This is a genomic window from Paraburkholderia sp. BCC1876, from assembly GCF_902833695.1.
GTDB lineage: Bacteria > Pseudomonadota > Gammaproteobacteria > Burkholderiales > Burkholderiaceae > Paraburkholderia.
Map to the genome: position 1 here is coordinate 1 of NZ_CADFGI010000009.1, position 17005 is coordinate 17005.

General features: G+C 62.1%; 14 protein-coding genes and 1 pseudogene. 7 read left to right on the forward strand and 8 right to left on the reverse strand.

The window, feature by feature from the left end; all coding sequences use genetic code 11:
- Positions 1-224: 224 nt before the first annotated feature.
- The 3 genes from HWY05_RS27580 to zwf are packed head-to-tail and all read right to left on the reverse strand — an operon-like array spanning position 225 to position 4344.
- Complete coding sequence (locus HWY05_RS27580; protein WP_176060361.1) at positions 225-2141, reverse strand: bifunctional transcriptional regulator/glucokinase; 1917 nt, start codon at positions 2139-2141, stop codon at positions 225-227.
- A complete protein-coding gene (pgl, locus tag HWY05_RS27585; RefSeq protein WP_035552446.1) occupies positions 2119-2826 on the reverse strand; it encodes a 6-phosphogluconolactonase in 708 nt (235 codons plus the stop codon). Before pgl ends, HWY05_RS27580 begins: the two co-directional genes overlap by 23 nt.
- 54 nt (positions 2827-2880) lie before the next feature.
- The gene (gene zwf, locus HWY05_RS27590; RefSeq protein WP_035552445.1) at positions 2881-4344 is read right to left on the reverse strand and encodes a glucose-6-phosphate dehydrogenase; all 1464 of its coding nucleotides are present in this window, start codon (positions 4342-4344) and stop codon (positions 2881-2883) included.
- A gap of 543 nt (positions 4345-4887) precedes the next feature.
- Between zwf and HWY05_RS27595 the strand changes: the two genes are divergently transcribed.
- The 4 genes from HWY05_RS27595 (at position 4888) to ugpC (ending at position 9334) form a co-directional block, all read left to right on the forward strand.
- On the forward strand, positions 4888-6135 hold the full coding sequence (locus HWY05_RS27595) for an ABC transporter substrate-binding protein (protein WP_035552441.1): 1248 nt from the start codon (positions 4888-4890) through the stop codon (positions 6133-6135).
- Positions 6136-6331: 196 nt separating this feature from the next.
- On the forward strand, positions 6332-7270 hold the full coding sequence (locus tag HWY05_RS27600) for a sugar ABC transporter permease (protein WP_035552437.1): 939 nt from the start codon (positions 6332-6334) through the stop codon (positions 7268-7270).
- The gene (locus tag HWY05_RS27605; protein ID WP_105507541.1) at positions 7260-8117 is read left to right on the forward strand and encodes a carbohydrate ABC transporter permease; all 858 of its coding nucleotides are present in this window, start codon (positions 7260-7262) and stop codon (positions 8115-8117) included. The genes HWY05_RS27600 and HWY05_RS27605 overlap by 11 nt, the downstream gene beginning before the upstream one ends.
- Positions 8118-8218: 101 nt before the next feature.
- Positions 8219-9334, forward strand: a complete 1116-nt coding sequence (gene ugpC / locus HWY05_RS27610; protein ID WP_176060362.1) for a sn-glycerol-3-phosphate ABC transporter ATP-binding protein UgpC — start codon at positions 8219-8221, stop codon at positions 9332-9334.
- Between the two features lie 134 nt (positions 9335-9468).
- On the opposite strand, the gene HWY05_RS27615 is transcribed toward ugpC, so the two are convergent.
- The 3 genes from HWY05_RS27615 to HWY05_RS27625 all read right to left on the reverse strand — a co-directional run bounded on the left by HWY05_RS27615 (position 9469) and on the right by HWY05_RS27625 (position 11866).
- Complete coding sequence (locus HWY05_RS27615; RefSeq protein ID WP_035552427.1) at positions 9469-10386, reverse strand: LysR family transcriptional regulator; 918 nt, start codon at positions 10384-10386, stop codon at positions 9469-9471.
- Between the two features lie 170 nt (positions 10387-10556).
- Entirely contained in the window at positions 10557-11216 is a 660-nt protein-coding gene (locus HWY05_RS27620) for a glutathione S-transferase family protein (RefSeq protein WP_176060363.1), read from the reverse strand.
- A gap of 179 nt (positions 11217-11395) precedes the next feature.
- Complete coding sequence (locus tag HWY05_RS27625; RefSeq protein WP_176060364.1) at positions 11396-11866, reverse strand: hypothetical protein; 471 nt, start codon at positions 11864-11866, stop codon at positions 11396-11398.
- A gap of 1 nt (position 11867) precedes the next feature.
- Here HWY05_RS27625 and HWY05_RS27630 point away from each other — a divergent pair, with 1 nt between their 5' ends.
- The 3 genes and pseudogenes from HWY05_RS27630 (at position 11868) to fliD (ending at position 15499) form a co-directional block, all read left to right on the forward strand.
- On the forward strand, positions 11868-13373 hold the full coding sequence (locus HWY05_RS27630) for a flagellar hook protein FlgE (RefSeq protein WP_176060365.1): 1506 nt from the start codon (positions 11868-11870) through the stop codon (positions 13371-13373).
- A gap of 84 nt (positions 13374-13457) precedes the next feature.
- A pseudogene (locus tag HWY05_RS27635) lies at positions 13458-13637 on the forward strand (flagellin); the annotation flags it as partial.
- A gap of 350 nt (positions 13638-13987) precedes the next feature.
- Positions 13988-15499, forward strand: coding sequence for a flagellar filament capping protein FliD (gene fliD / locus HWY05_RS27640; protein ID WP_176060366.1), 1512 nt, complete (start codon positions 13988-13990; stop codon positions 15497-15499).
- Between the two features lie 100 nt (positions 15500-15599).
- Here fliD and HWY05_RS27645 read toward each other — a convergent pair whose 3' ends face one another.
- Complete coding sequence (locus HWY05_RS27645) at positions 15600-16220, reverse strand: trimeric intracellular cation channel family protein (RefSeq protein WP_035562172.1); 621 nt, start codon at positions 16218-16220, stop codon at positions 15600-15602.
- Between the two features lie 13 nt (positions 16221-16233).
- On the reverse strand, positions 16234-16992 hold the full coding sequence (locus HWY05_RS27650; RefSeq protein WP_035552408.1) for a Smr/MutS family protein: 759 nt from the start codon (positions 16990-16992) through the stop codon (positions 16234-16236).
- Positions 16993-17005: the final 13 nt, after the last annotated feature.

Sequence of the window (17005 nt, forward strand, 5' to 3'; positions counted from 1 at the left end):
CGCCTGACCCGATGCCGGGTACAGCCGTCACGCTCTTATCCAAGACCACCCAGAAAAGCCAAGCCCCACTTCCATCTCGCGTACAAACTCGCTTGATGCAGTGGGGCTTAAGTTGAGAGCATTGCCCCGCACAGGGGCAACGCAAATAGACCACTACCAAATCAAGGAAAGGCCAACACCGAAAGCAACCCACTCTGCCTCCGCCAAAGGCCCAACCCCCAACCTCAATCCCGAGCCGAAGAAGCCGCCCCATGACTCAACCAATCGAGCACAGCGGAAGCATCATCATCAGCCCCTTGCCGGGCCTTAGCCACAGTCTCAGCCACATCAGCCGAAGGCACAGCCCGCCGAATAGCCACCCCAACAGCCAAAATATCAATCATGACCAGATGCAAAATCCGCGAAATCATCGACAACTGCGACTCACGAATTTCAATATGATCGGTCTCCAAAGCAACAGTAGCCCGCTTAGCCAAAGGCGTATTACTCGAGGTAATAGCAATCACCTTAGCCCCAGCCTGCATCGCAACATCCAGCACACGCAGCAACTCAGGCGCCCGTCCAGACTTGGACACAGCAACAATCACATCCCCCTTCCCAAGCAGAGCAGCGGAAGCCGCCTGCATATAAAGATCCCCATAGGCAATGGTGGGAATCCCAAACCGGAAAAACTTGTAATGGGCATCCTGCGCGACGATATTCGAATTCCCGAGCCCATAAAACTCAATCCTTCGAGCCCCGTTCAACAGATCGATAGCCCGCTCGACATGCTCGAAATTCAGATGCTCGCGCAACTGCAAAATCGCCGACACGGTGTTATCCAGCACTTTCGCACCGAAGTCCGTCGCCGTATCGCCGAGATGCACCTGGCTATGACTCACCGGAATCGTCCCGGTCAACCCCGTCGCCAGTTTCAGCTTGAAATCCGACAACCCCTGGCACCCAAGCGACCGGCAAAAGCGAATCACCGTCGGCTGACTCACGTCCGCCTTACGCGCGATATCCACAATCGGATCGTTGATGATCGAACGCGGATGATTCAACGCCAGATCCGCCACGCGCCGCTCAGCGGGCGTCAACGCATCGCGCATCTGCCGGATCCGCTCGAACACCGCCGATGAACTCCCGCCCGCGCGATTCGACAACTGCTCGGCCAGAATCGCCGACACGCCGAGAAACGCCGGATACTCAGCGGTAATCACATACGTCGGCACGTTCTGCAAATACGCCTCGAAGCGACCCTTCGCCTCGAACCGCTTGCGAAACGACGACTTCGCGAAAAATTCGCCCAGCCGCGGCACGACGCCACCGCCAATATAAATGCCGCCCAACGCACCGAGCGTCACCGCGATATTGCCGGCAAACGTGCCGAGAATGCCGCAGAACACATCGACGGATTCCGCCGCGAGCGGCTCGCCTTCCAGCGCGCGCTTGACGATTTCGACCGTGTCGACATTCGCCGCCACACGCTTCTTGTCGCGGCCCGCGAGCGCGCGATAAATCACTTCGATGCCGGGACCCGCAGCCACCCGTTCGAACGACACGTGTGGCCACTTTTTGCGCGCGTACTGCAGCACGATGTCTTCAGTTTCGTCGGCCGGCGCGAAGGTGGCGTGACCGCCTTCGCTGCCTAGCGCGATCCAGCGGTCGTCGGCGGGAATCAGGCCGGACACGCCCATGCCGGTGCCCGGGCCCAACAAACCGATCACGCTATTCGGCCGGCGCGAGCCGCCGCCAACCTGCACGCGTTGCTGGTCGGTGAGGCCCGGCAGCGCCATCGCCAGCGCCGTGAAATCGTTCACCACGAGCAGCGTGTCGAAGCCGAGCGCGCGGCGCGTGGCTTCGATCGAAAAGCTCCAGTCGTGATTGGTCATGCTCACCTGATCGCCGTCGACCGGGTTCGCAATCGCGATCGCCGCGTGATTCACGCGGCCGATCTTGACGTCCTTCAGATACTTCTTGATAACTTCGGCAACGCCCGGATAGTCCGCACACGGATACACGTGCACCGAGCCGATTTCGCCCGGTGAGTTTTCCAGCGCGAAGCGCGCATTGGTGCCGCCGATGTCGGCCAGCAGCCTCGGTCCATCGGCGTGCTGGCCCGCGCCCGGAACAGCCTTAGTTTGCACACCAGTAGACATCGAGTCTCACTCCCTTGTCGTTTGCCAACTGCGAGATGGCATTTTTTTGTAGCGAAGCGGACGCGGCGTTCAGCACGTCCATCTTGCGCGGTCCTGCGATCAGCAAAAACAGATGCTTCACTTCTTTCAACGCGGACAGCGACCAGCTCACGCGCGCATGCGGCGCGCTGCCGGGATGCACGGCGACGAAGCGCTCGGTCGTGGTGATCGCGTGATCCCATTCGGGCGAGTCGGCGAAGATCGACGCCGTATGGCCGTCTTCACCCATGCCGAGAATCGCGACGTCCGGCACCACGCTAAAGCGCGGGTCGGCATTCAGCGCGGCAACGTGCGCGTTCAGCTCTTGCGTGCTGTCGACCAGCGGCCAGAACGCGGCGTTTTTCGCGGCGTTCTGCAATAGCGTGTCGTGCGCCAGTTGCGAGTTGCTCGCGCTGTCCGTTTCCGGCACCCAGCGGTCGTCGACCAGCGTCACGGCAATGCGCGCCCAGTCGAAAGATTGCGTGGACAAAGTTTGCAGGAACGGACGCGGACTGCTGCCGCCGGACACTGCAAGCATGGCCGGGCGCACACCGCTTTGGGATGTGGCCGCCTGAGCGGCGAGCGACGCTTGTAATGCGTCGCCGACCGCTTTCGCCAACGCGTCGGATTGGGCGCGTTGATCGTCGAAAGCGTGAAGCTGGATCACTTCTCCTCCGTGCTGCTTTTTTGTTGGATCTGCGGGAAGGTCCCGCGTGTCAGTTCAATTCTCTTCTTCGAGCCAGCAGGTGCCGTGCTGCGCAAGCATCGCGCTCGAGGCGGCCGGTCCCCACGTACCCGATGCATACGGTTTCGGCGGCTTGATCGACGCCTTCCATTCGTTCAGGATCGGTTCGACCCAACGCCATGCGGCTTCCTGCTCGTCGCGCCGCACAAACAGCGCGAGGCGGCCGTTGATCACGTCGAGCAACAGGCGTTGATACGCTTCCATTTGCCCTTCGCGGAAGAACTGGTCGAATGCGAGGTCGAGGTGCACGCTGGCGAGGTTCATGCCTTCGCCCGGCTGCTTCGCGAGACAGTAGAGGCGAATGGTTTCGTTCGGCTGCAGACGGATCACCAGACGGTTCGCGCCGGCACGCAACGCCGAGGCGCCGAGCGCCGAATGCGGCACCGCACGAAAATTCACCACGATCTCGGCGACGCGATCGGCCAGCCGTTTGCCGGTGCGCAGGAAAAACGGCACGCCGGCCCAACGCCAGTTCTCGATCTCGACCTTCAGCGCGACGAAGGTTTCGGTGCTGCTGTCCGGCTTCACGCCGGGTTCGGTGGCGTAGGCCGGCACCGCATTGCCGCGGATCACGCCCGAATGATACTGGCCGCGCACGGCAACCTTGCCGATATCGCGCGGATCGATCGGTTTCAACGCCCGCAGCACGCGCAGCTTTTCATCGCGCACTGAGTCCGAATCCATGGAATGCGGCGGTTCCATCGCGACGATGGAAAGCAGTTGCAGCAAATGGTTCTGCACCATGTCGCGCAACGCGCCGGTGTTGTCGTAGAAGTCGCCGCGCGCTTCCACGCCGAGTTCTTCGGCAATCGTGATCTGGATGCTCTCGACCCACTCGCGGCGCCACAGCGGCTCGAACAACGCATTGCCGAAGCGCAGCGCCAGCAGGTTCTGCACCGGTTCCTTGCCGAGGTAGTGGTCGATCCGGTAGATCTGTTCTTCGGTGAAGATTTCGCCGACCGCATCGTTAATGGCATTCGACGACTTCAGGTCGTAGCCGAGCGGCTTTTCCAGCACGATGCGCGCATTTTCATTCAGCCCCACCGACGCGAGCGCGCGGCAGATCGGCACGAACAGCGACGGGCCCGTGGCCAGATAGAACACGCGGATACCGGGCAAACCCTCGATCACCTCGCGCAACTGCACGAAGTCTTCCGCTTGGCTCAGGTCGATATTGATGAACTCGATGCGCGCGAGAAAGCTCGCCCACGCCGTTTCGTCCACCCCGTTCTTCGACACATGCGATTTGACGTGCTCGTTCACCCACTGGATGTACTCCGCGCGATCCGAAGCATGCCGCGCCACCGCGACGATCTTGCCGCTATCCGCAAGCATGCCGCCTGCACGGTGTGCTTCAAACAGTGCCGGCAGGATCTTGCGCATCGACAGATCGCCGGTTCCGCCGAAGAGAACGAAGGTGAAGCTTGAGTCGGTTTGCATGAGTCTCCGTCGATGTCCTGGGGCCGCCGGGATGACCGGAAAGGGCGACCGTAGTCCGATAAAATATTTTTTGACACTGAATTGTAGTTTAACTACAATCCAAATCAAGAGGTAGCGCTAATTCGATGAAAAAAGCGTGCGCTGGCAGGCAAGATGCGCGTTTTCCCGAATCGGCAGGCGCTCCCTGCATGTTAACGGACATTGCCTTTCGGCACGTGTCAGCACGGCCCGGCGAGCCTTAGGGAAAGCCGGGAAGTCGACCGGCCAGCAAAGGCGATTGCCCGAATTGACGTGCAAGGCACCTCGAGTCTGCCGCGCTCAACGCGGGCAGGCAAAAATCAAAAGAGGAGACAGTCAGTTGCATCCCGAACCACTCATCTGTTGAGCTTCCAGCGGCCGGACATCGGTCCGCCGGCACATGCCTCGCGCATGCGCCCGACCGTGCTCGATCGCCCAGTGTTTTGCCTGTTTGAACCAACCACAGCACCCTGGCGACATCAGGGGCCATTTGTTTTTTGTTCAGGTGTCTGGAGGAGATAAGCAATGAAATTTCGCGCGATCATGGGCGCTTTGTGCGCTGCGGGTCTGATGTGTGGCGTCTCGGCCGTGCAGGCTGCCGAGTCGATCGAAGTGTTGCACTGGTGGACTTCGGGCGGCGAATCGAAAGCCGTCGGCGTCCTCAAGGACGACATGACGAAGCAGGGTTACACGTGGAAGGACTTCGCGGTTGCGGGTGGCGCGGGCGCGGCTGCCATGACGGCACTGAAGACGCAGGTGATCTCGGGTAACGCACCGAGCGCTGCGCAGATCAAGGGTCCGCTGATTCAGGACTGGGCGTCGCAAGGCGTGCTGGTGCCGATCGACGCAGCTGCCGGCGACTGGAAGAAGAATCTGCCGCCGGAAATCGACAAGATCATGCACGCCGACGGTCACTATGTCGCCGCGCCGTTCTCGGTGCACCGCGTGAACTGGCTGTACATCAACAAGGCAGCGCTGGACAAGGCAGGCGGCAAGGTGCCGACCACATGGCCTGAGTTCTTCGCGCTGGCCGACAAGATGAAGGCCGACGGCATCCAGCCGATCGCGATGGGCGGTCAACCGTGGCAAGACCTGACGCTGTGGGAAGACGTCGTGCTGTCGCAAGGCGCGGGCTTCTACAAGAAGGCGCTGGTGGATCTGGACGAGAAGACGCTGACGTCGGATCAGATGGTCGGCGTGTTCGACACGGTCCGCAAGATCCAGGGTTACTTCGACGCGGGCCGTACGGGCCGTGACTGGAACCTCGCCACGGCCATGGTCATCAACGGCAAGGCCGGTATGCAGTTCATGGGCGACTGGGCGAAGGGCGAATTCGCCAACGCCGGCAAGAAGTCGGGTGTGGACTACGTCTGCGCTGCTGTGCCGGGCACGGAAAAGGCCTACACGTTCAACGTCGACTCGTTCGTGTTCTTCCAGCAGAAGGGCCAAAAGACCGCAACGCCGGGTCAACTGGCACTGGCCAAGACGATCATGTCGCCGGACTTCCAGGAACAGTTCAGCCTGAACAAGGGCTCGATCCCGGTGCGTCTGGGCGTGTCGATGGCCAAGTTCGACGACTGCGCGAAGAAGTCGTACGCGGATGAACAGGTGGCGATCAAGTCGGGCGGCTATGTGCCGTCGCTGGCTCACGGCATGGCGCAACCGGATGCAGCAGCCGGCGCGATCTCGGACGTGGTCACGAAGTTCATGAACTCGCAGCAGGATTCGAAGAGCGCAGTTGCAGCGCTCGCGAAGGCAGCGAAGACCAAGTAAGTGAAGTAAGCGAAGCGGCGCGCCCGGTGTGACTCCACGCACATCGGGCGCGCTCTTCAGACCGCCGGCTTGAGCTGACTGGTTCGTCGGCAGGCGGTTTCATCTCTGGATTCATCGAGTCACACCTAGGCCGTTGCAGCCTTGCGTCTGTCAGACGCGAGTATCGCGGCGGTTCAGTTTCAGCAGGAGTCGAGTAGTGACTGCTTCTATCAGCGGAAACGGGAAAACGGCCACCGCCGCCCGCCGCACGTCGCCGATGGCGGCGCTTGCCGATCGCTGGATTCCGAAGCTGGTGCTCGCACCCAGCGTCGTGATCAGCCTGATCTTCGTGTATGGCTTCATCGCAATTACCGGCTTTCTTTCGCTGTCCGATTCGCGGTTGATGCCTCGTTATAATTTTGTCGGTCTCGACCGTTATCGCGAGCTGTTCGATAACGACGTGTTCTGGACGTCGGCGGCCAACCTCGGCTGGTTCGGCATTCCGTTCATCGGTATCTGTATCGGTCTCGGTCTGTTCCTCGCGATCCTGCTCGATCAGCAGATCCGCAACGAAGGTGCGCTGCGCGCCGTGTTCCTGTACCCGATGGCACTGTCGTTCATCGTGACGGGTACCGCGTGGCAATGGATCATGACGCCGAGCGTCGGCCTCGAAAAGGTGTTCCACGACTGGGGCTGGACGAGCTTCTCGTTCAGCTGGCTGGGCGACCCGGACAAGGCGATCTTCTGCGTCGTGATCGCGGCCGTCTGGCAATCCACCGGCTTCGTGATGGCGCTGTTCCTCGCGGGTTTGCGCGGGGTCGACGCTGAAATTTTCAAGGCCGCGCAGATGGACGGCGCGGCGCTGCCCACCATCTACCGCAAGATCGTGATTCCGAGCATGCGCCCGGTGTTTTTCTCCGTGCTGCTGATTCTCTGCCACATCACGATCAAGACCTTCGACCTGGTCGTCGCGTTGACGGCGGGTGGTCCTGGCACGTCTTCGTCGCTGCCGGCTATTTTCATGTACACGTTTTCGTTCAATCGCGGGCAACTGGGCGTCGGCGCGGCTTCGTCGATGATGATGCTCGCCACCGTCGTCGCCGTGCTCGTGCCGCTGATGTATCTGGAATCGAGGAGCACCCGCAATGCAGCCTAAGATGACGATCAGCCGTGCCGTCATTTATGCGGCCTTGATTCTGTTCGCCCTGTACTTCCTGTTCCCGCTGTACGTGATGCTGTCCACGTCGTTCAAGGACATCGATCAGTTGCGCACCGGCAATCTGTTGACGCCGCCCACGCACTGGACTATCGATCCGTGGATCAAGGCATGGAGCGGCGCCTGTACCGGGGTGCGTTGCGACGGGATGCAGCCGTTCTTCATGAACTCGGTGCGGATGGTGATTCCCGCCGTGCTGATCTCGTCGATCATCGGCGCGTTCAACGGTTATGTGCTGACGCACTGGCGCTTCCGTGGCGCGGACCCGATCTTCACGATGATTCTGGTCGGCTGTTTCATTCCGTTCCAGGCGATCCTGCTGCCCATGGCGCGCTTCGAAGGCATGATGGGTCTGTCGAACACCACGACCGGTCTGGTGGTGGTGCACGTGATCTACGGGATCGCCTTCACGACGATGTTCTTCCGCAACTTCTACGTCAGCATTCCGGCTGAACTCGTGAAAGCGGCGCGGATCGACGGCGCGGGTTTCTTCACGATTTTCACGAAGATTCTGATGCCGGTGTCGCTGCCCATTTTCATGGTCTGCCTGATCTGGCAATTCACGCAGATCTGGAATGACTTCCTGTTCGGGATCGTGTTCTCCGGCGTCGATTCGATGCCGATCACGGTGGCGCTGAACAACCTCGTGAACACCTCGACCGGCGTGAAGGAATACAACGTGGACATGGCCGGCGCGATCATCGCGGCGCTGCCCACCTTGCTGGTCTACATCGTCGCCGGACGCTATTTCGTGCGCGGTCTGACGGCGGGCGCGGTGAAGGGCTGAAGCCGGGCTAAACCTATCCGAGGACGGCGGTGCGTGATGTGATCCGCCGCCGTCACACAAGACGTTTTCAAGCAGTACCAGAGACAAAGAGGATTCACAGCATGGCAAGCCTTTCCATCCGTGACGTGTACAAGACCTACCCGAATGGGGTGCCGGTTCTGAAGGGTGTCAACATCGACATCGAAGACGGCCAGTTCCTGATTCTGGTCGGCGGCTCGGGCTGCGGTAAGTCGACGCTGCTCAATATGATCGCCGGCCTCGAAACCGTAACCAAGGGCGAGATCCAGATCGACGGCAAGACGGTGAACAACCTGTCGCCGAAAGATCGCGATATCGCGATGGTGTTCCAGTCGTACGCACTGTATCCGTCCATGACGGTACGCGAGAACATCTCGTTCGGCCTGAACATCCGCAAGGTGCCGAAGCAGGAGCAGGCGCAGATCGTCGACCGCGTGTCGAACACGCTGCAGATCACGCACCTGCTGGACCGCAAGCCGGGGCAACTGTCCGGCGGCCAGCGTCAGCGTGTGGCGATGGGCCGCGCCTTGGCGCGCGATCCGGTGATGTTCCTGTTCGACGAACCGCTGTCGAACCTCGACGCGAAGCTGCGGATCGAGATGCGTTCGGAAATCAAGCTGCTGCATCAACGCCTCGGCACGACGATCGTCTACGTGACGCACGATCAGATCGAAGCGATGACGCTCGGCGACCGCATCGCGGTGATGAAAGACGGCATCGTGCAGCAGTTCGGCGCGCCGCAGGAAATCTACGACTCGCCGTCGAATCTGTTCGTGGCCGGTTTCATCGGCGCGCCGCCGATGAACTTCATTCAGGGCAAGCTGGTGGAGCAGGGCGCGGGTGTCGCGCTCGAACTGGATACGGGCGTGACGCGCACGGCGTTGAACCTGCCGTTCGATTCGGCCAAGGTGAAGTCGCATGTGGGCCGTGAGGTGATTCTGGGCTTGCGTCCGGAACGCATCACCGACGCACGCGGCGCGCATGGCGACAACGCGCAGCTGCAATCGATCGAAGTGAAGGTCGACGTGATCGAGCCGACGGGTCCGGATACGCTGGTGTTCGCGCAGGTGAACGGCAAGCGTATCGTGAGCCGTGTTCACCCGGCGTCGAATCCGCAGCCGCTGACGAACACCACGCTGTTGTTCGACACGTCGAAGGCGGTGCTGTTCGATCCGTCGAATGAAGAGCGGATTGCCTGATCGAGGTTGAGAGCCTGACGGCAGCGAAGTCGGGTTCTGCAAAGAAAAACCCCATGCATTTTTTTGTCACGCATGGGGTTTTTGCTTTTGGAGCGCGTGGTGCGTGGTGCTTGCCGCTGATCGCCGCTTGCCGCTCAAGCGTCCGGGATGCGCAGATCCGGATTGTTGCGCGACAACTCGCTCACCCAGTCGATAAACGCACGCAGCCGCGAGCTCAGATTGCGGCGATGCGCGTACAGAATCGACAGCGGTGTACTCGGGCTCGTGTGGTCGGTCAGGATTTCCTTCAGCGCGCCTTCCTTGATCAGATCGGCCACCATGAAGCGCGACGGCTGAATGATGCCGTGGCCGAGCGCGGCCGCGCCGATGTAGACCGAGCCGTCGTTCACCGCGAGCACGCTCTTCAGCGTGACCTTGGCGATTTCGCCGGCCACTTCGTATTCGAACGGGAAGGTTCGGCCGGTGCGCGCCGACACGTAATTGACTGCACGATGCTCGCTCAATTCTTCGAGCGTGGTCGGCGTGCCGTACTGCTCCAGATACGCCGGCGATGCGCACGTGACAATGCGCGCCTGGCCGATGCGCCGCGCCACCAGACTCGACTCCTCCGGCGTGCCCATGCGGATCACGCAATCCACGCCGTCCTGAATCAGATCGATATTGCGATCCGCGAGCCCGAGCCGCACGTCGATCTCGGGGTACTGGCGGTAGAAATCGTCGAGCGCGGGCAGCAGCAGCGCTCGCGCGAGCGTGCCGGACGTATCCACGCGGATCGTGCCGGCCGGATTTTCGCGCTTGTTCGACAGCGACGATTCGGCCTCGGCGACTTCGGCGAGGATGCTCACGCAGCGTTCGTAGAAGGCCGCGCCGTCTTCGGTGACGCTGACCTGGCGCGTCGAACGGTTCAGGAGACGCACGCCGACGTGTTCCTCCAGCGCCTGAATCGTGCGGCTGACTTTGGCGCGGGGCAGGTCGAGCGATTCGGATACTTTGGTGAAGCTGTTCGCTTCCACCACCCGCGTAAATATCTCCATCGCTTCGAAACGGTCCATGTTTTTTGCCTTATGAGTGATGGGCGGAATTGGGTTTCGACGTGAAGTGTATAGGGTGGAAAACCTGTTGTCGCAGTGGGGTTTTGCGGGCGACGAGGGATGCGCCCGCGCGACGGTCCGGCGGTCCCGTGTATGGGGCAGCCGGCGTGTGCTCGGCGGCGGGTGTCTGACTAATCGCGGTCGGGCGCGCCGAGCGGAAAGTACGAGCGGTATGGCCGCGCTTCGTCGACCGCGCGCGCAAACGACGAGCGCGCCAGCAGGCGCTTGCGGTACGCCAGCACATGCGGATACGCCGCTCCGATGCGGTGCGTCCAGTCCGCGTAGAACAGGAACGGCGCGGCGCCGCAATCGGCGAGGCTGAAGTGGTCGCCGGCGGCCCATTCGCGCTCCGCCATCACGTCGTTCAACCAGCCGTACGCGGTGTCGAGCGCGGCGCGCGCTTCGGCGACGCCGATCGGATCGCGCTCCGCATCCGGACGCATGCTGTCGTACACGATCCGTTGTTGCGGCGTGGAGATGTAATTGTCGAAGAAGCGATCCATAGTGCGCACCTCCAGCGCGGCGAGCGGATCGGCGGGCAGCAGTCGCACCGGCCCGGGATGTACCAGTCCGAGGTATTCGATGATCACGCTCGCCTCCATCACGGTCCGGCTGCCGTCGACCAGCAGCGGAAAGCGCTTGATCGGCCAGAGCGCAGCGAATTCGGCCATGACTTGCGGGTCGTCGTGCGCCAGCTTGCGCAGTTCGAACGGCGTGCCGTTTTCGTAGAGCGCGGTCAGGACCTTCTGGCAGTACGAGGAGAAAGGATGGGCATAAAGCTTCAGGGTCATCGTGTTCACCGTGGGCGGTTGTGGGGGCGCTGTTGTGGCGCAACGACGGCCGCAGGGCCGTTTACCCGACGACGAACAATAACAGCGGAAATCGACATGCGCGGATAGCGCGCCGAGGTCGACATCGTGGCACGCGAGCGCTGCGTAAAAACCGCGCACAGGGTTGCACCGCCGCATTCCTACGACAAATCTTCACAATGTATTTGAGAAATATGGCGTAACATTTGAAACAATTGTAAGGATGCGGGTGTGGCGAATAAATGGCCCAGTTCAACGGGCTCGGGGCGTCGCACCAAAAACAGCGAATCACTCGGCGCACGGAGCCTTTGCATGTCATCGATCACCACCACGTCGGTCAGCACCGCGACCGCCAGTGTGCAGAACCAGATGCAGGCGGCGGCGCAATCCGCTATCAACGGCTCGACGGGCAACGCGGCGATGAACATGTCGAGCCTCGTTTCAAGCCTCGTGTCGGCGTCGGCGCTGGCGAATGCGAACGCCGCGGCATCGCAACCGGCCGTCAATCCTCTTCCCAATGGCGCATCCGGCGACTCGACGAGCGCCTGATATTGCCAGGCGTCGACATCATGGCGCCCCCTCATCTTCAGAACAACACCACCGAAGTTACGATTTTCCAGAACGGAGACCACGATGGGATACCAGCAAGGTTTGAGTGGGGTGACGGCTGCGTCGCAGAATCTCGACGTGATCGGCAATAACGTCGCCAACTCGCATACGGTCGGCTTCAAGAGCGGTTCCGCGCAATTCGCCGACATGTACGCCAATTCGGTGGCGACCGCGGTGGGCAATCAGGTTGGCATCGGCACTCGCCTCGCCGAAGTGCAGCAGCAGTTCTCGCAAGGCACGATCAACAGCACCAACCAGGCACTCAACGTCGCGATCAACGGCAACGGGTTCTTCCAGCTGTCGAACAACGGGACGGCGGTGTACTCGCGCAACGGCGTGTTCCAGCTCGACAAGAACGGCTTCATCACCAACGCGCAAGGCCTGAAACTGATGGGCTTCGGCGCGAACGCCGCGGGGGTGGTCAACACTGCGCAAACCGTGCCGCTCAGCGTGCCGACCGCGAACATCGCGCCGCAGGCCACCACGAAGATCGTCGCCGGTCTGAACCTGAACGCGCAGGACAAGCTGATGCTCGGCACGCCGACCGTCACGCCCGGCGCGAACGCCGGCACGCTCACCACGCCTGGCGCGACGATTACGCATCCGGCGTCCGGCACGAACAACGACAACTACACCGTCAAGTTCACGAGCCCGACCGCCTACACGGTGACCGACAACACGCTCGGCACCTCGACCACCGGCGCCTACACGGCCGGCACGGCGATCCCGCTCGGCAACGGGCAAACCATCACGTTCAACGGTCTGCCGTCCACGAACGACAGCTACACGATCTCGCCGACGCCGATCGCGTTCAACCAGAACAGCTCGACGACGTACAACTACTCGACCAGCACGACGGTCTACGACTCGCTCGGGGGCTCGCAGACGGTCAACATGTACTTCGCCAAGACGGCGGCCGGCGCGTGGAATGTCTACGCGGGTCCGTCGAGCGGCGCGGCGCAACTGATCGGCCACGCGAATTTCAACTCGTCGGGCACGCTGCTCGGCACGACGGACAAGAGCGGCGTCGCGACCACCACGCCATTCGTGTTCAACTTCGGCGTGCCGACCACGGACGGTTCGTCGACGCCGCAGAATCTGACGCTGAACATCGGCGGCACGACGCAGTACGGTGGCAAGGACGGCGTGAACTCGCTGCAGCCCGACGGCTACGCGGCCGGCACGCTGACGAGCTTCACGATCGGCGCCGACGGCACGCTGACCGGCAACTACTCGAACCAGCAAACCGCCGCACTCGGCCAGATCGTGCTCGCGAACTTCTCGAATCAGAACGGTCTGGTGAACCTCGGCAACAACGAGTTTCAGCAGACTTCGCAATCCGGTGTCGCGCAGATTTCGGCGCCGGGTTCGACGAACCACGGCGTGCTGCAAGGCGGCGCGGTGGAAAACTCGAATGTCGATCTGACTAGCGAACTGGTCAAGCTGATTACCGCGCAACGCAACTATCAGGCGAACGCGCAGACGATCAAGACGCAAAAGACCGTCGATCAGACATTAATGAACCTTTAAGCCGTCGCGACGTTGTTGAAAATGGCGGATTGATAAACTTTGCGCGACAGTCGCGCAAAGCGATAAGTGTTGATCGTCAAAGGGGCCACGTCGCAGCAAGCTGAGTCGACCGATCTGTCGTCGGCACAGTCGCAAATCACGGACGCCAACTTCGCGCAAGAAACGGCGAACCTGAGCAAGGCGCAAGTGCTGCAACAAGCGGGTATCTCGGTGTTGGCGCAAGCTAACTCGAACCCGCAGCAAGTTCTGAAGCTCCTCCAGTAAGAGCTGACGTAGTCACGGCGGGGCGCGCTGCGATCACGCAGTAGCGCCCTGCCGGCTTCAAACACCCGGACGCATCGTGACGTCGGGTGTCGTTGTTCCCTCCAAAAGTGGTGTTGCATCGCGCCACGTCTGTTTTTGAGCGCAAAGCGCTCAAATCTCTCTTTTCGACGAATTCAAACCAAATAACATCGGCCTATTTCCGACAAATCGTCACATTCGGCTCAAGAAATATGGTGTAACATTTGAAAAAAATGTAAGCGACGCCGATGTGACCGGATAGATGGCGCAACTGAACAGGCCCGGGGCGTCACACCAGAGATCACGAACCACTCGACGCACGGAGCCATGGCATGTCTACGATCAACAACACGTCCGTCAATCAGGCGACGTCCAGCGCACGCAACCAGGTGCAGCAGGCGGCGCAATCCATCATCAGCGGCTCGACCGGCAATTCGTCCATGGACGTCGCGAGCCTCGTGTCGGCGCTAGTAAATGCGAAGACGGCGGGTCAGTCCGCGGCATTGCAAGCCCGGCAAACCACCGACAACACCACGTTGTCCGCGTACGGCGCGTTGACGTCGGCGCTGAGCGCGCTGCAGGCGGCGATCAAGAATCTGTCGGACGGCACCACGCTGTCGACCTTCGCGGCCACAGCCAGCGGTAAAGGACTCGACCCGAAAGCGGGCGTCGGCGCCGTACCCGGCAGCTACGTCGTCGAGGTCAAACAGATCGCCACGTCGCAGAGCCTGGCGTCCGCCGCGTTCGGCACGACCACGCAACTGGGCACCGGCACGTTGAGCATCGCGGTCGGCGGCAGGTCGATGGACATCGCGGTCGACAGCAAGAACAACACGCTCGGCGGCATTGCCGACGCGATCAACAAGGCGAGCAACAACCCGGGCGTCACGGCCACGATCGTGACCGGCACGGGCGGCGCCCACCTCGTGCTGCGCGCGGCCACCACCGGCGCGGCCAACACGATCGACGTCACCACCAGCAACGTGCAGAACGATGCGGGCCTCGCTGCCCTCGGCGTCAAGTCGACGCCCGGCGCGGATGGCGCGGCGTCCACGTTCGTCTCGTCGGACAGCACCAAAGCCTGGCGTCAGAGCGAAGCCGCGCAGGACGCGCTGCTCACCATCGGCGGGATCGACGCGCGCAGCGCGACCAACGCCGTGACCGACGCGATCTCCGGCGTATCGCTGAATCTGTCGCGCGACGCGATCGGCACCACGCAGACGCTGACCATCGCACCGGACACCACCGCGCAAAACACCGCGATCACGAATTTCGCGAACCTGTACAACACGGTCGTCACGACGGTCAACAAACTGTCCTCGTACGACAAAACGTCGAAGACCGGCGGCGCGCTGCTCGGCGACTCCACGCTGCAGACCATCAAGAATTCGCTGGCGTCGATTATCGGCGGCGGGGTGGGTAAGGGCACTTCGACGGTGAGCCTCGCGCATATCGGCATCACGCTGAAGGGCGATCCGGCGGACGGCACGCTGGTGATCGACAATGCGAAGCTGAGCTCGGCGCTCAGCACCGCGCCGGCGCGCGTGGCGCAACTGTTCAACACGACCGACGGGCTCGGCGCGAAGCTGAACAGGAGCATCACGGAGTTCACTCGGACCGGCGGCATCATCGACACGCGCAACAGCGCGTTGAACGCCGATCTGAAGAGCGTCACCGCGCAGCAGTCCAAGCTCGCCGACTACGCGACGCAACTGACCAAGCAGTATCAGAGCCAGTTCACCGCGCTGAACACGCTAATGGCGACGATGAACAACAACTCCGCCTATCTGACGGCGCTGTTCGGCGGCTCGAAGAGCGCGGGCGCGCTGGCCACCAATAAGTAAGGGTGAAGGGCGCTGTATCGTTCGTGTTCGCGTTCGCGGGCGATGCGGCGCTCGATTCAGCGTTCGATACGCTGAATGCGCTCGACTAACGCCATCGCCGTCAGTGCGGCAAGCGCACGTTGAACCTGAACGTCAGCAGCCGGGCGAGCAGAATAAAAACCGTCGCGATCAATACGCTGTACACGGTATCCACGTTTGCATAGTCCAGCAGCACATACAGCCAGCAGCCCACGAATGCGCAGGTCGCATAAGGCCGCGAGTCACGCAGGATCAGCGGCACTTCGTTGCACAGCACGTCGCGGATCACGCCGCCGAACACGCCCGTCAGCACACCCATCATTACCGCGGTGAACCACGGCATCTGCGCGTCATGCGCGATCGACGTGCCCGCGATACTGAACAGGCCCAGCCCGATGGCATCCGCGACCAGCAGCACGCGCTCGGACAGCAGGCGCGAGGTCATCTTCAACAGCGTGGGCGCGAACAGCGACATCGCGAAGATCGCGATCAGATAACCCTGATGCTGGACCCAGTAGAACGGCCGCCGCTCCAGCAACACATCGCGCAACGTGCCGCCGCCGAAAGCCGTGGCGATCGCCACGAGAAAGGTGCCCACGGGGTCGAGCCGCCGCGTGCGGGCTTCGATGAAGCCGGAAATCGCGTACGCGAAAATCGCCAGCGCTTCCATGAGGGTCAGCGCCAGCGTCAGCCTCGGATGGATCACCGCGGCGGCCTCAGGATTTGGCGTGCGCCGGCAACGCGCCCGGCTGCAGCAGCACCACCACCGCGCCGGCGCCGCCGTCGTGCGGACGCGCCTGGCAGAACGCGTAGACCTCGGACTTCTGCACGAGCCAGGCGCGCACTTTGCCTTTCAGCACCGGCTCCTTGCCGATCGACCCCAAACCCTTGCCGTGAATCACGCGCAAACAGCGCAAACCGCGCTTCACCGACTCGCGGATGAACTCGGCCAGCGCCTCGCGCGCTTCTTCGCGCCGCATGCCGTGCAGGTCGATTTGCGCCTGCACGATCCAGTCGCCGCGCCGCAGTTTGCGCACGACTTCCTGACTGACGCCGGGGCGGCAATACGAGAGCGTCTCGTCGGTTTCGAGCAGTACCTCGGGATCGAACTCGTCGGAAATCGCTTCGTGCAGGACGGCTTCTTCGTCGAGCCTGGTTTGCACCGGCAGCGGCGGCGGGGGATTGCGCGGCAGCGTGGCGCGCGGCGGCACCGCTAACGGCGCCACTGCGCCGATCTCGCGGCGGAACAGATCGGCGTCCGCCGTTGCTTCGCGCTGCGCCACCGCGGCGACGGCGCGCTCGCGGTCGCGCCGTTGCGTTTCGCCCTTCAACGCGTCGCGCAGCGCGCCGAGGCCGGCAAGACCGGCCGCCGCTTCGAGCTTCGCCTGGGCGACGGGGACGGCGGGTTCCGGTGCCGCCCTGGCGGCGGTGCGGGCGCGCTTCGGTTCGTTGGGGTGGGGCTGGTTTTTCGGCATATCGGGAAGACAA